The sequence below is a fragment of the Mobilicoccus sp. genome, assembly GCF_032060985.1.
In the GTDB taxonomy this organism is placed as follows: domain Bacteria; phylum Actinomycetota; class Actinomycetes; order Actinomycetales; family Dermatophilaceae; genus Mobilicoccus.
In genome coordinates, this window is record NZ_DAMBGD010000004.1 from 178,526 (window position 1) to 203,070 (window position 24,545).

Here is a 24,545-nt window from a genome sequence, read left to right on the forward strand (position 1 = left end):
GCCCGCGTCCGGGATCCCGCCGTGGCACCGGACCACGGCGGGCACGTCACCGTTCGACGAACTCGGCGAACGCGTCGGCCTGGTGTGCGAACACCCGGACCTGCAGTCGTGTTCCCTCGGCGAGGTGCTCCTCGGTGAGGACCTCGGCGTCGGTGTGCAGCGCGTTGACGACGTCACCGCGGTCGTAGGGCACGAGAAGGGTGAGCGCGACGTCCTGGGTGGGCAGTTCGTCGGCGATGAGCGCCTGCAGTTCCTCGATGCCGGCACCCGTGCGCGCGGACACGGCGATCGAGTACCTCTCCGTGCGCAGGAGACGGTCGAGCACCTCGGGTTCGGCGACATCGGCCTTGTTGACGACGACGATCTCCTTGGGGTGCTCGTTCGGGTCATCCCAGACGTCGGCGAGCACGTCCCGCACGGCGGTGATCTGCCCCTCGGGGTCGGGGTGGGAGCCGTCGACGACGTGGAGGAGCAGGTCGGCGTCGCCGACCTCCTCGAGGGTGGAGCGGAACGCCTCGACGAGTTCGTGCGGCAGCGAGCGGACGAACCCGACGGTGTCGGCGAGGGTGTACTCGCGCCCGTCGGGGGTCTGGGCGCGGCGGATGGTCGGGTCGAGGGTGGCGAACAGGGCGTTCTCGACGAGCGCCCCCGCGCCGGTGAGGCGGTTGAGCAGCGAGGACTTGCCCGCGTTGGTGTACCCGGCGATCGCGACGGCGGGCATGTGGCTGGCCCGGCGGCCACTGCGCTTGGTGTCCCGGACGGTCTTCATCTCACGGATCTCGCGGCGGAGCTTGGCGATCCGGCTGTTGATGCGGCGGCGGTCGAGTTCGATCTTCGTCTCACCGGGGCCACGCGAGCCCATGCCCGCACCGCCGGAGACCTGACCACCGGCCTGCCGGGACATCGACTCACCCCACCCACGCAGACGCGGCAGGAGGTACTGGAGCTGGGCGAGTTCGACCTGCGCCTTGCCCTCCTTGGACTTCGCGTGCTGGGCGAAGATGTCGAGGATGAGCGCGGTGCGGTCGATGACCTTGACCTTGACGACGTCTTCGAGCGCACGCCGCTGGTTGGGGGCGAGCTGACTGTCGGCGACGACGGTGTCGGCGCCCTCGGCGACGACGATGTCGCGCAGCTCCTCGGCCTTGCCGGAGCCGACGTAGGTCGCCGGGTCGGGACGGTGGCGACGCTGCACGACGCCCGCGAGCACGGTCGAACCGGCGGTCTCGGCGAGTGCGGCGAGCTCGCGCAGGGAGTTCTCGGCCTCCTCGAGCGTGCCGTCGGACCACACACCGACGAGCACGACCCGCTCGAGACGCAACTGCCGGTACTCGACCTCGGTGACGTCCTCGATCTCGGTGGAGAGGCCCGCCACACGACGCATCGCCGCACGTTCCTCGCGCTCGAGCTGGTCGCCGTCGTAGGAGACGAAGTCGGGGTCGGAGGTGTGCCAGTCGTCGCTGTCGGAGAGAGCACTGGCGCGCCCGGAGAGGATGTCGCGGCGCTGTTCTGCCTGGATGTCGTTCGTCATATCCCCTTCAGGATGACATCTCGCGTCACCGTGCGTCGACGCGATTTCCGCGGCAGCCGGGCCGTCCTCCCCGGGGAACACCGCTCAGGTCCGCCCGCGGGGGGCCTCCGGCTCCTCGTCGGCGTCCTCCGGGGGTGCGGGATCCTGGCCCTCCACCCGCACGAGCGGGCGGCCCCGTTCGCCCTTCTCCTCGTGTCGCACGGTGGGCAGGTGCGGCACCCGCGGCTGCAGGATCGGGTAGTCCGGCGGCACGTGGATCGACTCGACGGGGCTCCCCTGCTCATCGACCGCGGCCTCGACGTCGGGCAGGGTCTTGGTCGCGCGGAACCGGGTGCGGTCGACCGCGAGGATGATGACGAACGCGGCGACGGCGGCGATGCCGAGGCGCGCGGCGAGCGCCCACCCGGAGCCGGTCGACAGCGCGACGACGGCGGGCGCGATGAGCACCGCGACGAGGTTCATCACCTTGATGAGCGGGTTGATGGCGGGTCCGGCGGTGTCCTTGAACGGGTCGCCGACGGTGTCACCGATGACGGTCGCGGCGTGGGCCTCGGAGCCCTTGCCGCCGTGCGCGCCGTCCTCGACGATCTTCTTCGCGTTGTCCCAGGCGCCGCCGGAGTTCGCGAGGAACACGGCCATGAGGACGCCCGCCGCGATGGCGCCGGCGAGGAACCCGGCGAGCGCGCCGAACCCGAGGGAGAACCCGATGGCCACCGGGGCGAGCACGGCGAGCAGGCCCGGCGTGGTGAGTTCGCGCAGCGAGTCTCGGGTGCAGATGTCGACGACGCGGCCGTACTCGGGCTTCTCGGTGCCCTCCATGATCCCGGGGTGCTCGCGGAACTGCCGACGCACCTCGAGGACGATGGCGCCCGCGGCGCGGGTGACGGCGTCGATCGCGAGACCGGAGAAGAGGAACACGACGGCGGCGCCCGCGATGACGCCCACGAGGGTCGCGGGGTGGACGATCGCGTAGTCGTGCATCGAGGCCATGACGTCCTCGCCCCGGGCGGCGAGGGTCTCGCTCACGGAGTCGTTGTAGGAGCCGAACAACGCGGTCGCGGCGAGGACGGCGGTCGCGATCGCGATGCCCTTGGTGATGGCCTTGGTGGTGTTGCCGACCGCGTCGAGCTCGGTGAGCACCTGGGCGCCGTCGCCGGTGACGTCGCCGGACATCTCGGCGATGCCCTGTGCGTTGTCGCTGACCGGCCCGAAGGTGTCCATCGCGACGATGACGCCGACCGTCGTGAGCAGCCCGCAACCGGCGAGCGCGACGAAGAACAGCGACACGAGGATCGATCCACCGCCGAGCAGGTAGGCGCCGTAGACCCCGGCGCCGATGACCGCGGCGGTGTAGACGGCCGACTCGAACCCGACGCCGATACCGGCGAGGACGACGGTCGCGGCGCCGGTGACCGAGGTGCGGGCGACGTTGCGGGTGGGCTCGTTGTCGGTGCCCGTGAAGTGCGCGGTGAGGAAGAGGATGACCGCGGCGAGGACGATCCCGAGGGTCACCGCGGCCCAGGAGCGGAGGCGGGGGTCGCCGGTCAGGCCGATGATCTCGGCGTTCACGCCGACGAGTCCCGAGAACGCGTCCGGGAGATAGGCGAAGGCCGCGATCCCGCAGCCGATGACCGAGACCCCGGCCGCGATCGCGAAACCGCGGGTGATCGCGCGGAGCCCGTTCTCCCCCGGTCGGACCCGCGTGAGGTAGATCCCGATGACGGCGGTGAGCACGCCGACGGCGGGCACGATGAGCGGGAACACGAGACCGTGCGCCCCGAAGGCGGCCTTGCCGAGGATGAGCGCGGCGACGAGCGTGACCGCGTAGGACTCGAAGAGGTCGGCCGCCATGCCGGCACAGTCGCCGACGTTGTCGCCGACGTTGTCGGCGATCGTGGCGGCGTTGCGGGGGTCGTCCTCGGGGATGCCCTGCTCGACCTTGCCGACGAGGTCGGCGCCGACGTCGGCGGCCTTGGTGAAGATGCCGCCCCCGACACGCATGAACATGGCGAGCAGCGCCGCGCCGAACCCGAATCCCTCGAGCACCGTGGGGGCCCGGTCGCGGAACAGGACGACGACGACGGCCGCGCCCAACAGCCCGAGGCCGACCGTGACCATGCCGACGGCCCCACCCGTGCGGACGGCGAGGCGGAACCCCGGCGTCCGGTCCCCGTCGCGGGAGGCGGCGGCGACCCGGACGTTGGCGCGCACGGCGAGTGTCATGCCGAGGTAGCCGATGGCCGCGGAGAACCCGGCGCCGACGACGAACGCGAGACTTCGTCCGAGGCGGCTCGACAGGTCCGGTGCGGGCAGGACCAGCAGCAGCGCGACCGCGGCGACGACGAACCACACGAGGGTGCGCATCTGTCGGTCGAGGTAGGCCGAGGCCCCTTCCTGCACGGCCCGGGCGATCTCCTGCATCCCCGGGGTGCCGGCATCGGCGCGGAGGACCTCGGCGCGGAAGAGTCCGCCGACGACCAGGGCGACCAGGGCGATGGCCCCGATCACGAGGACGAGGGTGAGATCACCCCCGCTCAGTTCCAGCCGGGATGCCGCCAGGTGCATCGGACCCATCTGTGCCTCCCGCCGTTGGGATCACGCTCACGTCGTCGTGGGATCGTCACAGTCTGGACCACGACGTCGGCTCACAGGCGCGAACGGCCTCATCGGGTTCCTCGCGTCCCCCGGGCGTCGCCGCTGCGTGCAGCGGTGGAGGGGGCCGCGCCGGGCGCCGGGGGCGCTGCCCGCGGGGCGGACGGCCGCGGCGCCGTGGAGGGCCTCGCCGACGGTCCGGGGGGCGGCGGTGAGGGCGGCGCGGGCCGCGGCACGGCGGCGATCTCCTCCTGCAACGCGAGATAGAGGTTGGCGATCGTCGCGGCGGAGCCGAGCGGGCCACCGATCTCGTCCTCGACCCGACGCAGGCGATAACGGACGGTGTTGGGGTGCAGATACAGCCGCCGCGCGGTGGCGTTGACGTCCGATCCCAGCGCGAGGTGGACGACGAGCGTCTCGCGGAGGTCCTCCTTGTCGAGCAGAGCTCCGAACTGGCGCCTCGTGCGGGCCTCGAGGTCGGCCGCCGGGCGGCTGGAGGTCAGCCAGGTCGCGAGGTCGACGTCCTCGAAGTGGACGACGGCACCGGTCGCCTCCGGGGTGCCACCACGTGAACCGGTGTCGGTGTCGGCTGCCCTTTCCCTGCGGGGCCCCTGCCCGGTCCCGGTCCCGGCGCCCCGACCCTCGCCGGTCTCGGGCCGGCCGGGGCTCCCACCGGCCTGCGTGACGAGTCCGACGCGCAGGGCCATTCCGGCGTCCCGGTAGGCGGCGGGTGCGCGCAGAAGGTCGATGAAGGGTTCGCTCACGCCGACGACATGGGTGGCGGCGAGGCGCTCCAACCAGGCGCCGAGCGCGGGTTCGTCGGCGACGAGGGCGAGGACGGCACCGCTGCGGCGTCCCGGTCCGAGGGGGGCGCCGGTCGGGGCGTCGGAGAGCACGAGGGGCAGCCCCGCGAGATAGGCGCGCTCGTGCATGGCCTCGAGCCGGTCGACCCGTCGCCGTGGGGTCTCGGACTCCGGGGACACCGGGGTCGCCACGACGGCCCGCAGCGGCTGGTTGACCGTGAACCGCAGCTCGCGCAGACGGCGCCACAGGGAGGCGACGCGGTCGGCGGTCACCTCACCGAGCAGGATCGTGATGAGGTGCCTCGCCCTCGTGAGCTCCTGGGTGAGGGCGAGGGTCCTCGCTCCCCGCATCGCCGAGAGCATCCGCCCGGCGGTGAGGAGGAGAGGCTCGCCCGAGGCCTCGATCGCGTCGGCGTCGCGGCTGGCGAGCGCCACCCAGAAGCCTGCGCCCCGCATGACGATCGGGGTGGCGAGGACGCGGTAGCGGCCGATGTCCAACCTCGTGAACACGCGTTCGCGGTGGTCGAGTTCGTGCCACAGCAGCCGCACCGGACCCTCGCCCACGGACGCGGCGATGCGACCCGTCTCGTCGTAGAGCACGGCGGTACCACGGACGAGTTGCCCCAGCCGGGCGATGAGGGCCTGGAGCGGACGTTCGTCGCCGAGCGCGGCGAGGAGCTCGTGATGGAACCAGATCTCCCGCCTCAGCCGCCGGATCTCGACCTCGCCTGCCGCGACGTCGTCGGTCGTCATGCGCCTGCTCTCCTCCCTCCCGGGGTGCTGGTCGGCCCCTCCCGATCACCCCCGAGGCACCCAGGCCCGGGGCCGACCTTTGTCGGATCGGACAAAGAATCTCACCCCGCCTCGTGAATCCGCTAGTGACGAGCCGGCGGCGGCTACCGCAGGGTGACTCACCAACGGCGACGCGACCGGTCCGCTCGCCGTCATCCCTCACGGCCGGAACCCGATTCACCAGGAGGTGCCCGTGGGCGCACAGCGAGTCGCCGTCGACGTCGGCGGAACGTTCACCGATGTCTTCGTCGTCGACGAGGACACGAAGGACTTCTTCGTCAGCAAGGTCCCCTCCACCCCCGACGACCCCATGCGGGCCGTGATGGCGGGTGTCGACCGTGCAGGCATCGACCTGTCGTCGGTCTCCCTCTTCTCCCACGGCACGACCGTCGCGACCAACGCGCTCATCACGCGGCGGTTCCCGCCCGCGGCCATGGTGACGACGACGGGCTTCCGCGACGTCCTCGAGATCCGCGACGGGACGCGGGACGACCTCTGGGACGCCTACCAGGACGTCACCCCGCCCTACATCCGCCGACGTGACCGGTTCGAGGTCCCCGAGCGCATCGGGTACGACGGTCAGGTCGTCACCCCGCTCGACGAGGACGAGGCCCGCCGCGTCGCCCGGCTCCTGCGGCGTCGGGGCGCGACCACCGTCGCCGTCTGCTTCCTCAACTCCTACGCCAACCCGGCCCACGAGGAGCGGATGCGGGAGATCCTCCTCGAGGAGATGCCCGAGGCCTCGGTCTCGACGTCGGCGTCGATCCTGCCGGAGATCTTCGAGTTCGAGCGCTTCAACACGACGGTCGCCAACGCGGTGCTCGCCCCGCTCGTGAGCGGCTACGTCGACCGCCTCGCCGATGAGCTCGCCGACGGCGGATACGAGGGAGACCTGCTGCTGCTCCATTCCGGTGGCGGCTCGATGACTCCCCGCATGGTCTCGCAGTACCCGGTGCGCCTCGCCGCCTCCGGCATCGCGGCGGGGGCCATCGCGTGCCGCGCCATCGCGACGCAGTGCGGGTTCGAGAACGCGATCGGCCTCGACATGGGTGGGACGAGCACCGACATCTGCGTCGTCCACGGCGGCGAGCTGCGGGTGACCAAGGAGTGGCAGGTCGAGTACGGCCACCCGATCACGTTCCCGAGCATCGAGGTCCTCACGATCGGCGCAGGCGGCGGTTCACTCGCGTGGATCGACCCGGCGGGCTCGCTGCGCAACGGTCCTCAGTCGGCGGGCGCCGACCCCGGCCCGGCCTGCTACGCCACGGGCGGCACCGAGGCGACGAACACGGACGCCAACCTCGCCCTCGGACGTCTCGGGACGACCCTCGCCGGCGGCGCCAAGGCCCTGGAGCCCGAACGGGCCGAACGCGCGCTCACCGAGCACGTCGCCGAGCCGCTCGACATGTCGCTCGAGGAGGCCGCGGGAGCGGTGCTCAAGGTCGCCAACGCCAACATGTCCGACGCCGTGCGCCTCGTGTCGATCCGACGGGGCCTCGACCCGCGCGACTTCGCCCTCGTCGCGTTCGGCGGTGCGGGCGCCCTCCACGGGGCCGAGGTCGCCAAGGAGCTCTCGATCCCCACGGTCATCGTGCCGCCGAACCCGGGCGTGACCTCCGCCCTCGGCTGCCTGCTCGTCGACATCCGACACGACCTCTCGACGATGTTCAGCCACCACGCCGACGAGGTCGACCACGACGAGCTCGAGGAGGCGTTCACCGCCCTCGAGGCCGAGGCCACCGAGCGCCTCCTGCACGAGGGCGTGACGGCCGAGAACGCCGTCCTGCAGCGCTCGATCAACATGCGCTACGCGGGGCAGTGGCGGTCGTTGGCCGTCGAGGTGGGTTCGGGGGCCGAGGCCCTCGAGGAGGCGGTCGCCCGCTTCCACGAACAGCACGAGCGGGAGTTCGCGTTCCGGCGCGACGACGCGCCCGTCGAGCTCTATCAGATCGGACTCAGTGCCGTCGGCCGGACGCCGAAGCCGGCCTTCCCGCCCCACGAGCGCACGGGCACGGCCGACCCCGAGCCCGCCTCGCGGCGGCGGGCCTGGTTCGAGGAGACGGGCTGGGTCGAGGTCCCCGTCCACGACCGCGACGCCCTTCCCGTCGGCACGACGTTCGCCGGCCCGGCGATCGTCGACCAGTTCGACTCGACCACCGTCGTCCCGCCGGGCACCCGCGCGGAGATCGACGAGTGGCTCAACATCCGCATCCACCTCGACGCCTCGAGCGCGCCCGGCCACGACTCGAAGGAGGCCTGACATGACCACACAGCTCACCGACCGCGGCACCACGGCACATGGCGAGAACGACGGTCCGACGACCGACGGGACGAGGGGCACCACGCCCTCGACCGCCGCCACCACCACCTCGTCCTCGGACCGACGTCGCACCCTCGACCCGGTGACGTTCGAGGTGCTCAAGAACGCGTTCACCACCTCGGTGGACCTCATGAGCGAGCAGATCCTGCGGACCTGCTACAGCTTCGTCATCTACAGCCGGGACTTCTCCTCCGCCCTGTGCGACGCACGCGGCAACACCGTCATGCAGGGCAGCCAGGACATCGCCGTCCACGTCGGCACCCTGCACTTCCAGTGCCAGGCGGTGCTGGAGCAGTTCGGTGACGACATCCATCCCGGCGACGTCTTCGCGATCAACGACCCCTACCGCGGCGGCACCCACTTCAACGACGTGAGCTTCATCCGCCCGATCTTCGTGGGCGACGAGATCATCGCGTTCGCCCAGAACAAGGGTCACTGGGCCGACATCGGCGGCAACGTGCCGGGCAGCTTCGACGTCAACGCCACCGAGCACTTCGGCGAGGGTCTGCGCATCCCCGCGATCCGGATCTTCGACCGGGGCACCCTGCGTTACGACGTCGCCGCACTCCTCGTCGAGAACACCCGCTCCCCCGGCATCAGCCTCGGCGACCTCCACGCGCAGTCCGAGGCGACGGCCGTGTGCGAGCGCGACATCCTCCGGCTCGTCGAGCGCTACGGCAAGGACACGATCGTCGCCGCCATGCAGGAGGTGCAGGACTACGTCGAGACCCTCGTCCGCAAGCGGGTCGCGGACCTGCCCGACGGCACCTGGTCGACGACCGACTACCTCGACGCCGACCCCGGTCGCGGGGAGGGCCTCGTCCCGATCGTCGTCAACCTGCACATCGAGGGCGACCAGATCCACTACGACCTCGAGGGATCTGCCCCCGCGGTCGCCTCGTTCCTCAACTCCGGCTACGGGACGACGCACTCGGCGCTCTACGCCGGGACCAAGACGTTCTTCCCCGACGTCCCGCTCAACTCCGGGTTCTACCGGGCGGTCTCGGCGGACATCGGCCCCGAGGGCACGGTCGTCAACGCCGGCTGGCCGTACGCGGTCACGGGGTTCTGCTCCGGGCCCTACGAGAAGATCATGAACGCGATCTTCGAGATCTGGTCCGGTCTCATGCCCGAGCGCGCCCTCGCCGGCTGTTTCAACCTGGAATACCTGCTGGTCGGCGGGCGCGACGGGCGCTCCCCGGAGAAGCCGTTCTTCATGTGGTACGACTGGATGGCCGGCGGCTGGGGCGGTCGCAGCGACCGCGACGGGTCGGGGACCTCGGCCCCCGTCTTCGGCGTCGGCCTCGCCGTCCAGCCCGTCGAGGGGCAGGAGCGGCTGTCCCCCGTCCTCACCACCAAGCACGCCATCGCGACCGACTCCGGTGGTCCCGGCCGGCACCGCGGCGGGGTGGGCATCGAGAAGGGCGGCACCCTCACCGACGCCGACCGCACGGTGATGTCCTACTGCTGCGACCGCGCACGGTCGATCACGTGGGGGATCGACGGCGGGCTCGCCTCGAACCCCCACGGTGTGTGGCTCAACCGGGGCACCCCGCAGGAGCGCTTCCTCGGCAGCGTGTTCTCCTCGGTGCCGGTGGGGCCGGGCGACACGTTCGAGCGTCCCTCCGCCGGTGGCGGCGGCCTGGGCGACCCGCTGGACCGCGACCCCCGCGACGTGCTCGAGGACGTCATCGACGGATACGTCTCGCTCGTCCGGGCCGGCACGGACTACGGGGTCGTCATCGAGGAGGTCGACGCCGAACTCGACGACTACCGCCTCGACGAGGACGCCACCCGGCGGCTGCGGACCGAGATCCGCGGCGCCCGCCGTGGGTGGTTGGAGGAGGACCCCGAGGACGTCGCCCGACGGTACCGCGAGGGCGAGCTCGACACCCTCGACCTCATCCGCCGGTACGCCGTGATCGTCGACTGGGGGACGGGTGAACTCCTCCCCGAGACGACGCGCCAGTTCCGCGAATCCGTCACCCGGCGCGTCACCGCGGCCTGGGAGGACTGATCCCGGCCCCTCCGACCGCGCGACGCCCCTGCTCGATCGGGCACGGGACGCGGCACGGATGAAGCACGGGACGACGCAGGGGTGCGACCCTCGGCTCATGGCCGTGGGTCGCACCCCTGCGTGATGAGTGCGGTGACACGTGGCGCCCCTGGGGGACGGCCGCCTCAGGCGGTGATGGCCTCCGCGATCGGCGTGTCGCCGTCGTTGAACTCGATGACCCGGCGGACGGTGGAATCGTCGGCGAGGGTGGCGGCGATGACCTGGGCGACGTTGTCGCGGCTCGCCTCGCTGCCCGTGACGCCGGCACCGGTCTCGATGCGGCCCGTGCCGGCCTCGAGGGTGAGGGCGCTCGGGCCCAGGATGGTCCACGCGAGGTCGGTGCCCTTGAGGTGGGCGTCCGCGGCGGCCTTGGCCTCGGCGTAGGCGTAGAAGCCGTCGTCGGGGTCGACACCGTGCTCGGGGCCCGCACCGAAGTACGACACCATGACGTACCGGTCGACGCCGGCCTGGGCGGCGGCCTCCATCGAGCGGATCGCGGCGTCGCGGTCGACGGCGTACGTGCGCTCCGGTGCGCCGCCCCCGGCACCCGCGGACCACACGACGGCGTCCGCCCCGGAGAACACCTCTGCGATACCGGCCACGTTGAGCGACTCGACGTCGGCCACCTGCGCGTGGGCGCCGGTCTGCTCGACCTCGGCGACGTGGTCGGGGTTGCGCACGAGCGAGATCACCTCGTGCCCGGCCTCGACCAGCTGCGGCGCGAGACGCATGGCGACCTTGCCGTGGCCACCGATGACGACGATGCGGGACATGGGGAAAACCTCCAAGACGACGGTGTGTGGTGCCTTCTCTTCAAGGCGGATCCGGCCTCGGGTATTCCGTCGCGGGCGCGAGGTGGCCGTGATCGGGCGCCGGAGGCGGCGAGCGGTCATCGGTCCGTGGTGGTGGTCCCGGTGCGTGGACGTCGTCCGGTCCGTGAGCGCCGTGACGGTGTGCTCGGCATGCTCGGGTGAGGCGCTCGACGGGTCGCCTGCGGACGGTGTCGGGCCGGAGGGGACTCCCGCCGACGTCTGCGCCGGTCTCGGGGACCGCGGTCCGCGCCCGGCGACGCGTCGCGGGCGCCCGACCGCGTCGGTCCCGACTAGGCTCCGGCGGTGTGGACGCGCAGGAGCACTACTTCACGGCCGACCCCGCGAGCGCCGACCAGCGCCGGGCGTTGACCGTCCCCATCGCCGGAGCACCGATGACGGTCGAGACCGCGCCCGGCGTCTTCTGCCCGGAGCGGCTCGACCTCGGCACGTCCGTCCTCCTGCGCAGCGTCCCCGACCCGCCCCAGCACGGCCACCTGCTCGACCTCGGCTGCGGGTGGGGTCCGATCAGCCTCACCCTCGCCTCCCTCTCTCCCGAGGCCACGGTGTGGGGGGTCGACGTCAACCGCCGCGCCCTCGACCTGCTCGCCCGCAACGCCGCACGTCATGGGCTCGACAACGTGCGCGCGGCCGAACCGGGCGCCGTGCCCGAGGACGTGTCGTTCGCGGCGATCTGGTCCAATCCCCCGATCCGCGTCGGCAAGGCGGCGCTCCACGAGATGCTCCTGCAGTGGCTGCCGCGCCTCGCGCCGGGCGGCACCGCCTCTCTCGTCGTCCAGAAGAACCTCGGGGCCGACTCCCTGCACGCCTGGCTCGGCGGCACACTCGGGTCGTCCTTCTCGACCGCCCGCCTCGCCTCGGCCAAGGGCTTCCGGGTGCTCACCGTGCATCGCCACCTCACGCCGCCCGTCGAGGGCGCCTGAGGCGCCGGCATCCGCGCGATCCCGGAACGAGGTAGGACCGCGGCGAACACGCCGGGAACGCGCATCGGGTCGCGTCGCCGCCTCCCGATGCGTGCCGCCCCGTGCCGGCAGGTCCCGTCGTCAGTGTCGTGGCACGTCGACCACTCCGTCGGCGACGAGGGCGGCCGGTCCCGCCAGCTCGACCCGTTGCCCGGGCAGGGCGCGGACGTGGAGGGTGCCGCCGGGGACGTCGACGCGCCACCGGTCGTTCTCGCGCGGTGCTCCGCTCCACGTCATGAGGGCGAGGGCGGCGGCGGCGGCACCCGTGCCGCAGGAGCGCGTCTCACCGACGCCGCGTTCGTGGACGCGCATCTGCAGGTGTCCGGGCCCGAGCGGTTGCACCAGCTCGACGTTCGCGCCCGAGCTCGGCGCGGGGTTGAGCACCGGCGCGGTGGTGAGATCGAGGTCCATGACGTCGGCGCTCTCGGGCAGCACGACGACGACGTGCGGATTGCCGAGGTCGAGGCTCATGCCGGGCAGCGGGTCGAGCCCGGGGACGGCGACGAGCGTGTCGTACCCCTGCGCGGTGATCGCCTCCGACGCCGTGAGTCGCCAGGGGCCGAGATCCACCGCGTAGGAGGTCTCGCCGTTCTCGGCTTCGGCGACGTCGGCGACCTTGACCCCCGCGCGGGTGGCGATCGGGATGCGCGGCCCGGTGGCGAGCCCCTCGCGCGACAGATACGCGGCGAAGACCCGGGTCCCGTTGCCACACATCTCGGCTCGGCTGCCGTCGGCGTTGCGGTAGTCCATGAACCACCCGGCCTCGTCGGCGAGGGCCCGGACCTCCGGCTCCTCGGCGTGCCGCGTGCGGACCACGCGGATCACCCCGTCGCCCCCGATGCCGCCGCGGCGGTCGGCGAGGAACCGGACCTGCGCATCGGAGAGGTCGAGCTCGCCGTCGACGTCGGGCACGAGGACGAAGTCGTTCTGGGTGCCGTGCCCCTTGGTGAAGGGCACTCGCTGGTGGGTGGGCGCGCTCTCGGTGGTCACGGGTGAAAGTCTGACATCCGCCTCCGACAGCCCCCGCCCCCGTGGCGCCCGGGCCACCGCGCTCACCCGTCGTCGGACCGGCCGGGGACGCCGAGGTCGCCCCGGCCCGCCGCCTCGACGACCCCGAGGGCGTGCTCGAGCAACCGGGGGTCGGTGGCGTCGAGCCACACGATGCGGGGGTCGGGGCGGAACCAGCTCTCCTGTCGGCGGACGAGGCGACGGGTCGCGGTCGTCGTCGCCTCGATCGCCTCCCCGCGGGTGAGGCGCCCGGAGAGTTCGGCGAGCGCCTCGCGGTAGCCGACGGCGCGGGAGGCCGTCCGCGTGCGCGACAGCCCCCGCTCCTCCAGCGCGGCGACCTCGTCGAGCAGCCCGTTTGCCCACATCGCGGCGGTCCGGCGGGCGATGCGCTCGTCGAGGAGGTGCCGGTCGAGACCGAGGCCGAGGGTGATCGTGGGACGCAGGTACTCGCGCCGGGGCATCGTCGCCGAGAACGGCCGTCCGGTGAGCTCGACCACCTCCAATGCCCGGACGATGCGGCGCGTGTTGTTCGGCTCCAGGCGGCCCGCGGCCTCCGGGTCGAGCGCGTGCAGCCTCGCCAGCATCTCCGGCGTGCCCACCCGCTCGGCCTCGGCCTCGAGCCGGGCGCGGACCTCGGGGTCGGTCGGGGGGATCTCCAGACGGTCGGTCGCGGCGCGCACGTACAGGCCCGAACCGCCCACGAGGATCGGCCACCGGTCCCGGTCGAGGATGCCGTCGAGATCGGCCCGTGATTCGCGTTGGTAGGCGGCGACGCTCGCGTCCTCCTCGATGTCGAGGACGTCGATCTGGTGGTGTGGCACGCCCCGGCGCTGTTCCGCGGGCACCTTGGCCGTGCCGATGTCCATCCCCCGGTAGAGCTGCGAGGCGTCCGCGCCGACGATCTCGCCGCCGAGCCGCTCGGCGAGGTCGAGCGCGAGCGCCGACTTCCCCGTCGCGGTGGCACCGACGACGGCGACGACGAGGTGCGGCGTGGGCGGGTCTGTGCTCACGGCGCAGCTTCCCCCCTCAGCCGCACGACGCCGTTCCGCACCCTCCCGCAGGCGGGAAGGCGGCCTGTGGCCGACCGATCGAGGGAAGGCCGAGCGAGACCGCCGGGCGCCCCGGCACGGGGTTGTCCTGGCTCGCGGCCCACGCGTCGCCACCGGCCGTTCGGCGGACGGAGAACGCCCCGCCCCGGAGGGCCGAATCGGCGACGAGGTGATGGGGCGCACCGTAGGTGACCCCGACCGTGACGGCGTCGCCGGGGCGCGGTCGCTCGGACTCGGGCAACCCCTCCGGCAGCGCGAAGTGGACGAGGCGGTTGTCGCGGGCGCGGCCGGACATGCGCGCGGTCTCGAGGTCCTTGCGACCCTCGAACGGCGCGACGAGCACCTCGACCTCGCGGCCCTCGATGCGGCGGTTCTCCGCCCACGAGATCTCGTCCTGGAGGGCGACGAGCCGCTCGAACCGCTCCTGCACGACGGCCTTGGGGATCTGATCGCCCATGGTCGCCGCCGGGGTGCCGGGGCGGATCGAGTACTGGAACGTGAACGCGCTGGAGAACCGGGACGCGGCGACGACGTCGAGGGTGGCCTGGAAGTCCTGCTCGGTCTCGCCGGGGAATCCGACGATGATGTCGGTCGTGATCGCCGCGTCGGGGATGCGGGCTCGCACGTCGTCGAGGATGCGGAGGAACTTCGTGCTGCGGTAGCTGCGGCGCATGTCCTTGAGGACGCGGTCGGACCCGGACTGCAAGGGCATGTGCAGGCTCGGCATGACCGTGGGGGTCTCGGCCATCGCATCGATGACGTCGTCGGTGAACGCGGCCGGGTGGGGGCTCGTGAAGCGGATGCGCTCGAGGCCGTCGATCTCCCCGCACGCGCGGAGGAGCTTGGAGAACGCCTGTCGGTCACCGAACTCGACGCCGTAGGAGTTGACGTTCTGACCGAGCAGGGTGACCTCGACGACGCCCTGGGCGACGAGCGCCTCGACCTCGGCGAGGATGTCGCCGGGACGGCGGTCCTGCTCCTTGCCGCGCAGGCTGGGCACGATGCAGAAGGTGCACGTGTTGTTGCAGCCCACGGAGATCGACACCCACCCGGAGTACGCCGAGTCGCGCCGGGTCGGCAGCGTCGAGGGGAACGTCTCGAGCGACTCGAGGATCTCGACCTCGGCCCGCTTGTTGTGCCGGGCGCGGTCGAGCAGCGCGGGCAGCGACCCGATGTTGTGGGTGCCGAAGACGACGTCGACCCACGGTGCCCGCGCGACGATCGTGTCGCGGTCCTTCTGCGCCATGCAGCCGCCGACGGCGATCTGCATCTCCGGGTTGCGGGTCTTGGCGGGCCGGAGCTGACCGAGGTTGCCGTAGAGCTTGTTGTCGGCGTTCTCCCGCACCGCGCACGTGTTGAAGACGACGACGTCGGCGACCTCGGGCCGGTCGGGCATCGGGATGCTCGCGAGGTCGACGTATCCGGCGGTCTCGAGGAGGCCGGCGAGGCGTTCGGAGTCGTGGACGTTCATCTGGCACCCGTGGGTGCGGACGTCGTAGGTCTTGAGCAGGTTCGTGGTCGTCATCGCACCCTCCAGGGTACGGGGCCGTCAGGCGCCGTCAGTCCCGCCGGTGTTCCTCTGCGGCGTCGACGGCCTGCCTGATGACCGAGAACGCGAGATCACCGGGGTAACCCTTGCGGGCGAGAAAGCCAGCAAGGCGGCGCATCTGGACCTCCCGCGGGAGACCGTGCAGGCGACGCATGCGGGTGGCGACGAGATCCTCGGCCCGTGCGCGTTCGCTCTCGGCGTCGAGGGGGGCGAGGGCGTCCTCGACGATGTCGGGGTCCACGCCCTTCTTCCGCAGCTCGTGCCGCAGCCCCCGTTTGGAGAGACCACGCGACTCCGGCTGCGACCGCACGAGAACCTCGGCGAACGCGGCGTCGTCGACCAGACCGACCTCCTCGAACCGGTCGAGCACCTCGTCGGCGATGTCGGGGTCGATGTCCTTGGCCGCGAGCTTGTCGACGAGCTGAGCCCGGCTCCGCGGCGCCATCGCCAACTGCCGCAACACCACCTGACGCGCCCTCGCCGCCTCCTCGTGCGGGTCGACCTCGACGCCGGAGGCAGCGTCCTCGGACCCGCCGGATTCGACGTCACGAACACCGGCGTCGCGAGGACGAGCGGCCCGACCTCGCCGACCTGCGGGCTGCCCCGCCCCTCCGGAGGACTCATCCGACGAGGTGTCGGGAGCCGGGGCCTCCGGCACCCAGTCGGGCGCCGGCCCGGCCCCCGGCCACGACGACAGATCGATCTCACCTCCACGGCCACCCTCGCGCTCGGGGCGGCCCGCCGTGCCGGATCGCCGCGCCGGTGCGCCGCGGCGCGACCTGGGCGCAGCGCGTCGGGACGAGCCCCCCGTGGGTCGTCCGGATGCGCCACGCGCGGACGTGCGCGTGGACCGTGACGCGGTGCGCTCGGCGTCGTCGGGCGGCGGCGCCGTGGCGAGGGTCTCCGCCTCGGCAAGAGCCGCGCGGGCACGGGCGAGCCGTTCCTCCGGCGTCTCGCCGTCCCGCACGACGCGATCCGGTTCCTGCTCGGGCTCACGCCCCGGCGGCATGGCACGACCGAAGCCGGTCACGAGGATCTCCCCTCATCGACGATCAGCACCCCGCGGCCGATGACCTGGGCAGAAAGCCCCGTCCCCGCCGCCCCGGCAGCGGGGACGGGCCCTCGCCGCGCGAGACCGATCAGAACGAGACGGCCGGCTCACCGACGGGCGCTGCCGACCTCTCGGCCGCCGCGTCGGTCTCCGCGTCGACCTCCGCCTGCTGGGCGTACTGGCCGATGCCGAGCTTCATGAGGATCTTGCGCTCCAACTCGTCGGCGAGCTCGGGGTTGTCGGTGAGGAAGTTGCGGGCGTTCTCCTTGCCCTGACCGAGCTGGTCGCCGTCGTAGGTGTACCAGGCACCGGACTTGCGCACGAACCCCTGCTCCACGCCCATGTCGAGCAGACCGCCCTCCCGGGAGATGCCACGACCGTAGAGGATGTCGAACTCGGCCTGCTTGAACGGCGGGGACACCTTGTTCTTGACGACCTTGACCCGGGTGCGGTTGCCCACCGGGTCCGTGCCGTCCTTGAGGGTCTCGATGCGCCGGACGTCGAGGCGCACGGACGCGTAGAACTTGAGCGCCTTTCCACCCGTGGTGGTCTCGGGCGAACCGAACATGACACCGATCTTCTCGCGAAGCTGGTTGATGAAGATCGCCGTGGTGCCGGTGCTGTTGAGGGCACCGGTGAGCTTGCGGAGCGCCTGGCTCATGAGCCGGGCCTGCAGCCCGACGTGCGAGTCGCCCATCTCGCCCTCGATCTCGGCGCGCGGGACGAGCGCGGCGACGGAGTCGACGACGATGATGTCGAGCGCGCCGGAGCGGATGAGCATGTCGGCGATCTCGAGCGCCTGCTCACCCGTGTCGGGCTGGCTGACGAGCAGGGCGTCGGTGTCGACCCCGAGCTTCTTGGCGTACTCGGGGTCGAGCGCGTGCTCGGCGTCGATGAACGCCGCGATGCCGCCGGCCTTCTGCGCGTTGGCCACGGCGTGGAGCGCCACGGTCGTCTTACCGGAGGACTCCGGGCCGTAGATCTCGACGATGCGCCCCCGCGGCAGACCACCGATACCGAGCGCGATGTCGAGCGCGACCGACCCCGTGGGAATCGTGCCGATGGGCGGGCGCACGTCGTCGCCGAGGCGCATGACCGCGCCCTTGCCGTAGTTCTTCTCGATCTGCGCCATGACCGTGTCGAGGGACTTCACGCGCTGTTCCATCGCGCGCTGTTCGGCGGTCGTGGAGGAGTTGGATGCGGCCATCGCCGTGCACCTGCCTTCTGTCGGTTCGATTCGGGCGCGCCCACCGGCAACCCTGGCGCCGCGGTCGGCGTCTCGGGTCGGACGCTAGGTGGAGCCACCGACAGCCCTCTCACCTCAGGCGATGCCTGTGGAGGACTGGCCGGCGGTGTCGCCACCTGGGGATGACCCTACCGAACGCATGTTCGAGCGCCAACACTTCCGGCCCGGCGCGTCGCGGCGGGTCGCGTGCCGTCACGTCGCACGGCCGCACTCACGGCTCGCGGCGTGCCGTGCCCGGACCCATGACCCGTGTCTCGTCCTCTCGCCCGACGCCTCGGCGTCTCGGGATGGGCTCGTTCCGTCTCGAGGTCGGGGAGCGGGCGAGGCGGGCACTTGGGCCCTGTCCTCCCCACCGGGTCCGGCCCAGACTGCCGTCATGACCGACCATGAGACCACCGTCCCGGGATCCGACTCCGACTCCGGCGCGACGCCGCGCGACCTGTCGCCGATCTCCCCGCTCGAGGAGGTCGCCGACGTGCCCGAGGGCAGCGTCGTCATCGGTATCGACGGATCCGTCGCCTCGGACGCCGCCCTGGCCTGGGGTGCCCGTGAGGCCGCCTCCCGTGGTCTGCCCGTCCACCTCCTGTGTGCCCGTGAGTCCTACGCCCTGCCGACGGCGTCCGTCGAGGGGACCATCCCGTGGGAGGTCGTGCTCGACGACGGCGGGGACGCGATGCTCACCAGGGCCCGGGGGCATGCGCTCGAAGTGGCCCCGGACGTCGAGATCACCTGCTCGCGGCCCTGGGGCGGTGCTGCTCAGGTGCTCGTCGCCGCGAGCGAACGGGCGTCCTTCGTCGTCGTCGGGACCCGCGGCCGGGGTCGCAAGACCGCCGCGATCCTCGGCACCGTCTCCCTGCAGACCGCCTCACACGCCCGATGCCCCGTCGTCGTCATCCGCGGGGACCGGAGCGAGGATGCCCGTACGCACGGCTCGGCCAGGGTCGTCGTCGGCGTCGACGGGTCCCGGGACTCCGAACGCGCCCTGCGCTTCGCCTTCGACTGCGCCTCCCCCGCGGGCCGGGTCACGGCGCTGAAGTCGTGGTGGCTCGAGGTCGTCGACGGCGTCGTCGTGACGACCCCGGAGTCCCCGGCGTGGGAGCGCGTGGTCGCCGGTCACGAGGCGAAGGTCCGCGCCGCGATCGGCGACCTCCCCGCACAGCACCCCGAGGTGAGCGTCGAGGTCCGGGTGGAGCGAGCCCCCGCCTCGGAACTGCTCATCGAGGCCTCGAAGAGCGCGGACCTGCTCGTCGTCGGATCACGCGGCCGCGGTGGGTTCGCCGGACTCATGCTCGGTTCGGTGAGCCAACACATGCTCACGGGGGCCGAGTGCCCCGTGGCGGTCGTGTCGCGGCTCCGTCACTGACGAGACGTCGAGACGCCCTGGGCACGTGCCGCCCGGGTCCGGCGCCCACCCGGTCGGTCCTCGATCGGGTCACCCGTCGATCGGGTCACTCGTCGATCGGGCCGCGGCGCAGGGGACGGTCCTTGCCGAGGCGGCGTTCGGGCGGGATCCCCATGTGCTCGCAGAGCGCCTCCCACGCGCGGCGCGGCGGCACGCCGGCATCGAGCGCCTCCTGCGCCGAGCGCCCGTCGAGGGCCGCCATGTGCTGGGACCGGGCGACGACGCCCGCGTAGGCCTCGCCGAACTCGTCGTTCATGAGCATCCAGAATTCGCTTTCCCTCACCCGAGGGAGTCAAGCACGCGGGGACCGGGCCCGACCTCCTGCCCCGGTACCCGCGCGGACCGCCGGCGGCTCCGGTGACGCGCGGACCGAAGGGTTGTCGGAGCCGGGTGGCACGCTGTGCCTGAGATGAACGAGACCACCTTCTCCCGCACCGAGCCCGCCGACACCGCGGGCGATCCCGACGTGCTCGCGCGGTTCTCGCCGGCGACGCGGGAATGGTTCACGGCCTCGTTCAGCGAACCCACCCCCGCCCAGGCCGGGGCGTGGCGGTCGATCAGCGGCGGCGACCACACTCTCGTGGTCGCGCCCACGGGTTCCGGCAAGACGCTCTCGGCGTTCCTCTGGGCGCTCGACCGGCTCGCATCCGACCCGGCGTCCGAGGCCGATCGCGACCCCAGGAAGCGGTGTCGGGTGCTCTACGTCTCCCCACTCAAGGCCCTCGCGGTCGACGTCGAACGCAACCTCCGCTCCCCCCTCGTCGGAATCGGGCACGCGGCACGGCGCCTCGATCTGCCCGAGCCCGACGTCACGGTCGCCGTGCGCTCCGGCGACACCCCCGCCGACGAACGTCGCGCCTTCGCCCGGCGCCCCAGCGACATCCTCATCACCACCCCCGAGTCGCTGTTCCTCCTGCTCACGTCCAAGGCGCGCGAGTCCCTCGCGGGGGTGGAGACGGTGATCATCGACGAGATCCACGCCCTCGCGGGGACCAAGCGGGGCGCCCACCTCGCGGTCACTCTCGACCGGCTCGACGCCCTCCTGCCGGCCCCGGCCCAGCGCATCGGCCTCTCCGCCACGGTGCGCCCCCTCGAGGAGGTCGCTCGTTACCTCGCCGGCGGTCGACCGGTGACGACCGTGGCGCCCCCGTCCCGCAAGGAGTGGGACCTGCAGGTCGTCGTCCCGGTCGAGGACATGGCGGCTCTCGGCCAGGTCACCGGCGACCTCTCGGGTGCAGCCGCGGGCGCGGAACAGCGCACCTCGATCTGGCCTCACGTCGAGGAGCGTCTCGTCGATCTCATCGACGCCCAGCGCTCCACGCTCGTCTTCGCCAACTCCCGCCGACTCGCCGAACGCCTCACCACCCGCCTCAACGAGATCCACGAGGACCGGCTCTCGGCCGCCGAGACCCTAGGCCACGCGGCGCAGTCGAACGACGGGGACGACCGGGGCGCCGGTGCCGTCCGCGACGAGGGGACCGACGGTCGCCGTGCCGACCTGCCTCCCGGCGACCCCGTGCCGCTGTCCCGTGCGGTCGCCGAGCTGAGGCGGGCCCCGGCGCAGATCATGGCCCAGGCCGGGGCGTCGCGGGGCGGTGATCCGGACGCGCCGGTGCTCGCGCGGGCCCACCACGGCTCGGTGAGCCGGGAGCAACGGGCCGAGATCGAGGGTGCGCTCAAGGCCGGACGTCTGCCTGCGGTCGTCGCGACGAGCAGTCTGGAGCTGGGGATCGACATGGGGGCGATCGACCTCGTCGTCCAGGTCGAGTCACCGCCGAGCGTCGCAGGCGGGCTGCAGCGCGTGGGGCGCGCCGGTCACCAGGTCGGAGCGGTGTCCTCCGGGGTGTTCTTCCCCAAGTACCGGGGCGACCTCGTGCAGACGGCCGTGGTCGTCGAGCGGATGCGTGCGGGTGCGATCGAGGCGCTCCGCATCCCCGCCAACCCGCTCGACGTGCTCGCCCAACAGGTCGTCGCGATGTGTGCGCTCGACGCCTGGACCGTCGAGGACACCCTCGCCCTGTTCCGCCGGTCGGCCTCGTTCGCCGACCTGTCGCCCGGCGTGCTGGAGTCCGTGCTCGACCTGCTCTCGGGCCGGTACCCCAGCGAGGAGTTCGCCGAGCTGCGCCCCCGCATCGTGTGGGACCGACTCACCGGCACCCTCACCGGCCGCCCGGGCGCACAGCGCCTCGCGGTCACGAGCGGCGGCACGATCCCCGACCGTGGGCTGTTCGGCGTGTTCCTCGCGGGCGACGGGCCCGGTCGCCGGGTCGGCGAACTCGACGAGGAGATGGTCTACGAGTCCCGCGTGGGCGATGTCTTCACCCTCGGCACCTCGAGCTGGCGCATCGAGGACATCACGCACGACCGCGTGCTCGTCTCCCCCGCGCCGGGCGTGCCGGGCAAGCTGCCCTTCTGGAAGGGCGACACCCTCGGCCGCCCCCTCGAACTGGGCCGGGCCGTCGGGGCGTTCGTGCGGGAGATCAGCGCGCTGCCCGACGAGGCCGCGCGCGGGCGCGCCCGCGCCGCGGGGCTCGACGAGTGGGCCGCGAGCAACCTCCTCGCCTACCTGCGGGAGCAGGCCGAGGCCACCTCGGTCGTGCCGAGCGACCGCACGATCGTCGTGGAGCGGTTCCGCGACGAGATCGGCGACTGGCAGATCGCCATCCACTCCCCCTTCGGGTCGCAGGTCCACGCGCCCTGGGCCCTCTGCATCTCCGCCCGCATGCGCGAACGCTTCGGTGTCGACGTCCAGGCGATGCACGGCGACGACGGCATCGTGCTGCGCCTGCCCGACCTGGAGTTCGAGGCCGACGCCGCCGGTGTGCTCGCCGAGATCGGTGACCTCGTCACCCTCGACCCCGAGGAGGTCACCGATCTCGTCACCGCCCAGGTCGGGGGGTCGGCGCTCTTCGCCTCCCGGTTCCGGGAGTGCGCGGGGCGCGCGCTCCTGCTCCCCCGCCGCGACCCCGGCCGGCGCCAGGCCCTGTGGCAGCAGCGTCAGCGGGCGGCCCAACTGCTTGAGGTGGCCTCGCGTTATCCGGAGTTCCCGATCGTCCTCGAGGCCGTCCGCGAGTGCCTCCAGGACGTCTTCGACGTCCCGGGCCTCGTCGAGCTCATGCGGGCGATCGGCAGTCGCGGCGTCTCGTTCGTCACCGTCGACACCGAGCACCCCTCCCCGTTCGCTCGCAGCCTCCTGTTCGGATACGTCGCCCAGTTCCTCTACGAGGGCGACTCCCCGCTCGCCGAACGTCGGGCCGCCGCCCTGGCCCTCGACCCGACCCTCCTCGCCGAACTGCTCGGGCGCGGTGAGGGTGCCTCGCTGCGCGACCTGCTCGACCCACGGATCGTCGAGAACACCGAACGCGAGCTGCAATACCTCGACCCCGAACGCCGGTGTCGGCACGCCGAGGACATCGCCGACATGGTGCGACGCATCGGCCCGCTCACCGACCCCGAGATCCGTGCCCGCACCAGGGACGAGGTCCGCGACCAGGTGCCGGCGTTCCTCGCCGAGCTCACCGGCGCGAGACGACTCGTCGAGGTCCGCCTCACCGGTGAGACCTACCGCGCCGCCGTCGAGGACGCCGGCCGGTTGCGCGACGCGCTCGGGGTCGCCGTCCCACCCGGACTGCCCGACGTCTTCCTCGAACCCCTCGCCGATCCCCTCGGCGACCTCGTCGGCCGCTACGCCCGCTGTCACGGCCCCTTCCCCGCCGCCGACCTCGCGAATCGCCTCGGGCTCGGCGCCGCGGTGGTCCGGGATGCGCTGCGGCGCCTCGTGTCCTCGGGCCGCGTCGTCGAGGGCGAGCTGCGGCCGGCCGGCAGTGGGACCGACTACTGCGACGCGGAGATCCTCCGCCGCCTCCGCCGCCGCAGCCTCGCCGCGCTCCGCGCCGAGGTCGAACCCGCCTCCCCCCGGGACTACGCCCGGTTCTCCACCGCGTGGCAGGGCGTGGCCGACGACACCGGCGCACCCCGCCCCACACTGCGTGGCACCGCGGGGCTTCTGCGTGCCGTCGAACAGCTCTCGGGGGCACGGGTGCCCGCGAGCGCCCTGGAGTCGCTCGTGCTGCCCTCCCGCGTCGTCGGCTACACCCCGGCGATGCTCGATGAGGCCCTCGCACGCGGTGACGTGCTGTGGCAGGGTCACGGCACGATCGCGGGCGACGACGGCTGGGTGTCGTTGCATCTCGCCGACACCGCCGCTCTCACGCTCGCCGCTCCGCAGGACCCGTCGCCGCCCGGCGCCCCGGCCCAAGGCGACCCGGCTCTCGGAGACCCCGGGGCCGGGGAGCCCTCGGACGCCGTCTCCCTCGACGCCCGGGTGCGCGACCTCCTCGGCGCGGGCGGCGGGTACTTCTTTCCCGCCCTGCTCGACGCGCTCCGCGCGGAGGCCGGCGCCACCGGGGACGACGCGGTCCTCGAGGCGCTGTGGCGCCTCGTGTGGAGCGGACGGCTGTCGAACGACACCTTCGCGCCGGTGAGGGCCTTGCTCGCCGGTGGCCACGGTGCCCACAAGAGCCGCCGACGGCCCGGCCCGGCCCGCCTGGGTCGTCGCGGCATCGGCGCGCTGGGCTCCCGGTCGGTGGCGAGCCCGCCTCGCACGACGCCACCGCGCGGGGTGGGCCGGTGGACCCTGCTGCCTGCGGTCGACCCGGACCCGACTGCCCGCACCCTCGCCACCGCCGAGGTGCTCCTCGACCGGTACGGCGTGCTCACCCGCGGGGCGGTCGAGTCGGAGGGCGTCGAGGGGGCGTTCTCGGCGATGTACAAAGTGCTCTCGGCGGCCGAGGACGCCGGGGCCGTGCGCCGCGGGTACTTCGTCGAGCACCTCGGAGCGGCCCAGTTCGCCTCGGCCGGCGCCGTCGATCGTCTCCGGGCCCTCGCCCGTCCCGTCGGCGCGGAGGACGGCGGTACCGACGTCCGGGCGCTCGTGCTCGCCGCCACCGACCCCGCCAACCCCTACGGCGCGACGTTGGAGTGGCCCGAGCGCGGCGAGGGGGGTCACCGGCCCGGCCGCAAGGCCGGCGGACTCGTCGTCCTCGTCGACGGCGCGCTCGTGTGCTTCCTCGAACGCGGCGGACGCACGGTCCTCACCTTCCCGCGCGACCCCGCCGAGGGCGGGGACGACGGCGAGAGCGCGACCACGCCGGACCGCGACGCCGAGGATCCCGCGTGGACCCTCGCCGCCACGGCGCTCGCCGACGCCGTCCGCGGGGGTGCGCTCGCCCGGCTCACGGTCGCGACGATCGACGGAGATCAGGCCCTCGGCTCGACGCACCCACTCGCGCACGCGCTCATCGACGCGGGGTTCCACACGAGCCCTCAGGGTCTGCGGATCAGGAGGTCCTGAC

15 protein-coding genes are annotated in these 24,545 nt (G+C 72.8%); 5 read left to right on the plus strand and 10 right to left on the minus strand.

Going from position 1 to position 24,545, the window contains the following annotated elements; translation table 11 throughout:
- Positions 1-46: 46 nt before the first annotated feature.
- The 3 genes from hflX to RT054_RS05250 all read right to left on the minus strand — a co-directional run bounded on the left by hflX (position 47) and on the right by RT054_RS05250 (position 5,679).
- Positions 47-1,531 carry a GTPase HflX gene (gene hflX / locus RT054_RS05240; protein ID WP_312718146.1) on the minus strand — a complete coding sequence of 495 codons (1,485 nt, stop codon included), beginning with the start codon at positions 1,529-1,531 and terminating at the stop codon, positions 47-49.
- Between the two features lie 84 nt (positions 1,532-1,615).
- The gene (locus RT054_RS05245; RefSeq protein WP_313022511.1) at positions 1,616-4,096 is read right to left on the minus strand and encodes a sodium-translocating pyrophosphatase; all 2,481 of its coding nucleotides are present in this window, start codon (positions 4,094-4,096) and stop codon (positions 1,616-1,618) included.
- Positions 4,097-4,194: 98 nt separating this feature from the next.
- The gene (locus RT054_RS05250) at positions 4,195-5,679 is read right to left on the minus strand and encodes a helix-turn-helix domain-containing protein (RefSeq protein WP_313022448.1); all 1,485 of its coding nucleotides are present in this window, start codon (positions 5,677-5,679) and stop codon (positions 4,195-4,197) included.
- A 232-nt stretch (positions 5,680-5,911) separates the two neighbouring features.
- On the opposite strand from RT054_RS05250, the gene RT054_RS05255 reads away from it, so the two are divergent.
- Both RT054_RS05255 and RT054_RS05260 read left to right on the plus strand, forming a co-directional pair.
- Positions 5,912-7,978 (plus strand): hydantoinase/oxoprolinase family protein, encoded by a 2,067-nt coding sequence (locus RT054_RS05255; RefSeq protein ID WP_313022449.1) that lies wholly within the window; start codon positions 5,912-5,914, stop codon positions 7,976-7,978.
- A gap of 1 nt (position 7,979) precedes the next feature.
- On the plus strand, positions 7,980-10,055 hold the full coding sequence (locus RT054_RS05260) for a hydantoinase B/oxoprolinase family protein (protein WP_313022451.1): 2,076 nt from the start codon (positions 7,980-7,982) through the stop codon (positions 10,053-10,055).
- Positions 10,056-10,219: 164 nt separating this feature from the next.
- On the opposite strand, the gene RT054_RS05265 is transcribed toward RT054_RS05260, so the two are convergent.
- Entirely contained in the window at positions 10,220-10,867 is a 648-nt protein-coding gene (locus RT054_RS05265; RefSeq protein WP_313022452.1) for an SDR family oxidoreductase, read from the minus strand.
- 344 nt (positions 10,868-11,211) lie between these two features.
- Here RT054_RS05265 and RT054_RS05270 point away from each other — a divergent pair, with 344 nt between their 5' ends.
- Positions 11,212-11,847, plus strand: coding sequence for a methyltransferase (locus RT054_RS05270; protein ID WP_313022453.1), 636 nt, complete (start codon positions 11,212-11,214; stop codon positions 11,845-11,847).
- A gap of 120 nt (positions 11,848-11,967) precedes the next feature.
- On the opposite strand, the gene dapF is transcribed toward RT054_RS05270, so the two are convergent.
- The 5 genes from dapF to recA form a co-directional block, all read right to left on the minus strand.
- Positions 11,968-12,876, minus strand: a complete 909-nt coding sequence (gene dapF, locus RT054_RS05275; protein ID WP_312718152.1) for a diaminopimelate epimerase — start codon at positions 12,874-12,876, stop codon at positions 11,968-11,970.
- 62 nt (positions 12,877-12,938) lie between these two features.
- Positions 12,939-13,904, minus strand: a complete 966-nt coding sequence (gene miaA / locus RT054_RS05280; RefSeq protein ID WP_313022454.1) for a tRNA (adenosine(37)-N6)-dimethylallyltransferase MiaA — start codon at positions 13,902-13,904, stop codon at positions 12,939-12,941.
- A gap of 16 nt (positions 13,905-13,920) precedes the next feature.
- Positions 13,921-15,468, minus strand: coding sequence for a tRNA (N6-isopentenyl adenosine(37)-C2)-methylthiotransferase MiaB (gene miaB, locus RT054_RS05285; protein WP_312718154.1), 1,548 nt, complete (start codon positions 15,466-15,468; stop codon positions 13,921-13,923).
- A 34-nt stretch (positions 15,469-15,502) separates the two neighbouring features.
- Entirely contained in the window at positions 15,503-16,522 is a 1,020-nt protein-coding gene (locus RT054_RS05290) for a regulatory protein RecX (RefSeq protein WP_313022455.1), read from the minus strand.
- A gap of 109 nt (positions 16,523-16,631) precedes the next feature.
- Entirely contained in the window at positions 16,632-17,708 is a 1,077-nt protein-coding gene (recA, locus tag RT054_RS05295; protein WP_313022512.1) for a recombinase RecA, read from the minus strand.
- A 457-nt stretch (positions 17,709-18,165) separates the two neighbouring features.
- Here recA and RT054_RS05300 point away from each other — a divergent pair, with 457 nt between their 5' ends.
- Positions 18,166-19,152: a universal stress protein gene (locus RT054_RS05300; protein ID WP_313022456.1), complete on the plus strand. Its 987-nt coding sequence runs from the start codon at positions 18,166-18,168 to the stop codon at positions 19,150-19,152.
- An 85-nt stretch (positions 19,153-19,237) separates the two neighbouring features.
- On the opposite strand, the gene RT054_RS05305 is transcribed toward RT054_RS05300, so the two are convergent.
- Positions 19,238-19,474, minus strand: coding sequence for a DUF3046 domain-containing protein (locus tag RT054_RS05305; RefSeq protein WP_312718159.1), 237 nt, complete (start codon positions 19,472-19,474; stop codon positions 19,238-19,240).
- 126 nt (positions 19,475-19,600) lie between these two features.
- Here RT054_RS05305 and RT054_RS05310 point away from each other — a divergent pair, with 126 nt between their 5' ends.
- Complete coding sequence (locus tag RT054_RS05310) at positions 19,601-24,544, plus strand: DEAD/DEAH box helicase (RefSeq protein ID WP_313022458.1); 4,944 nt, start codon at positions 19,601-19,603, stop codon at positions 24,542-24,544.
- Position 24,545: the final 1 nt, after the last annotated feature.

What these genes read in the sequence shown, in the direction of transcription:
- hflX (WP_312718146.1), bottom strand. Translation starts at nt 1,531, where the DNA reads ATGACGAACGACATCCAGGCAGAACAGCGCCGCGACATCCTCTCCGGG.
- RT054_RS05245 (WP_313022511.1), bottom strand. Translation starts at nt 4,096, where the DNA reads ATGCACCTGGCGGCATCCCGGCTGGAACTGAGCGGGGGTGATCTCACC.
- RT054_RS05250 (WP_313022448.1), bottom strand. Translation starts at nt 5,679, where the DNA reads ATGACGACCGACGACGTCGCGGCAGGCGAGGTCGAGATCCGGCGGCTG.
- RT054_RS05260 (WP_313022451.1), top strand. Translation starts at nt 7,980, where the DNA reads ATGACCACACAGCTCACCGACCGCGGCACCACGGCACATGGCGAGAAC.
- RT054_RS05265 (WP_313022452.1), bottom strand. Translation starts at nt 10,867, where the DNA reads ATGTCCCGCATCGTCGTCATCGGTGGCCACGGCAAGGTCGCCATGCGT.
- miaB (WP_312718154.1), bottom strand. Translation starts at nt 15,468, where the DNA reads ATGACGACCACGAACCTGCTCAAGACCTACGACGTCCGCACCCACGGG.
- recA (WP_313022512.1), bottom strand. Translation starts at nt 17,708, where the DNA reads ATGGAACAGCGCGTGAAGTCCCTCGACACGGTCATGGCGCAGATCGAG.
- RT054_RS05300 (WP_313022456.1), top strand. Translation starts at nt 18,166, where the DNA reads ATGACCGACCATGAGACCACCGTCCCGGGATCCGACTCCGACTCCGGC.
- RT054_RS05310 (WP_313022458.1), top strand. Translation starts at nt 19,601, where the DNA reads ATGAACGAGACCACCTTCTCCCGCACCGAGCCCGCCGACACCGCGGGC.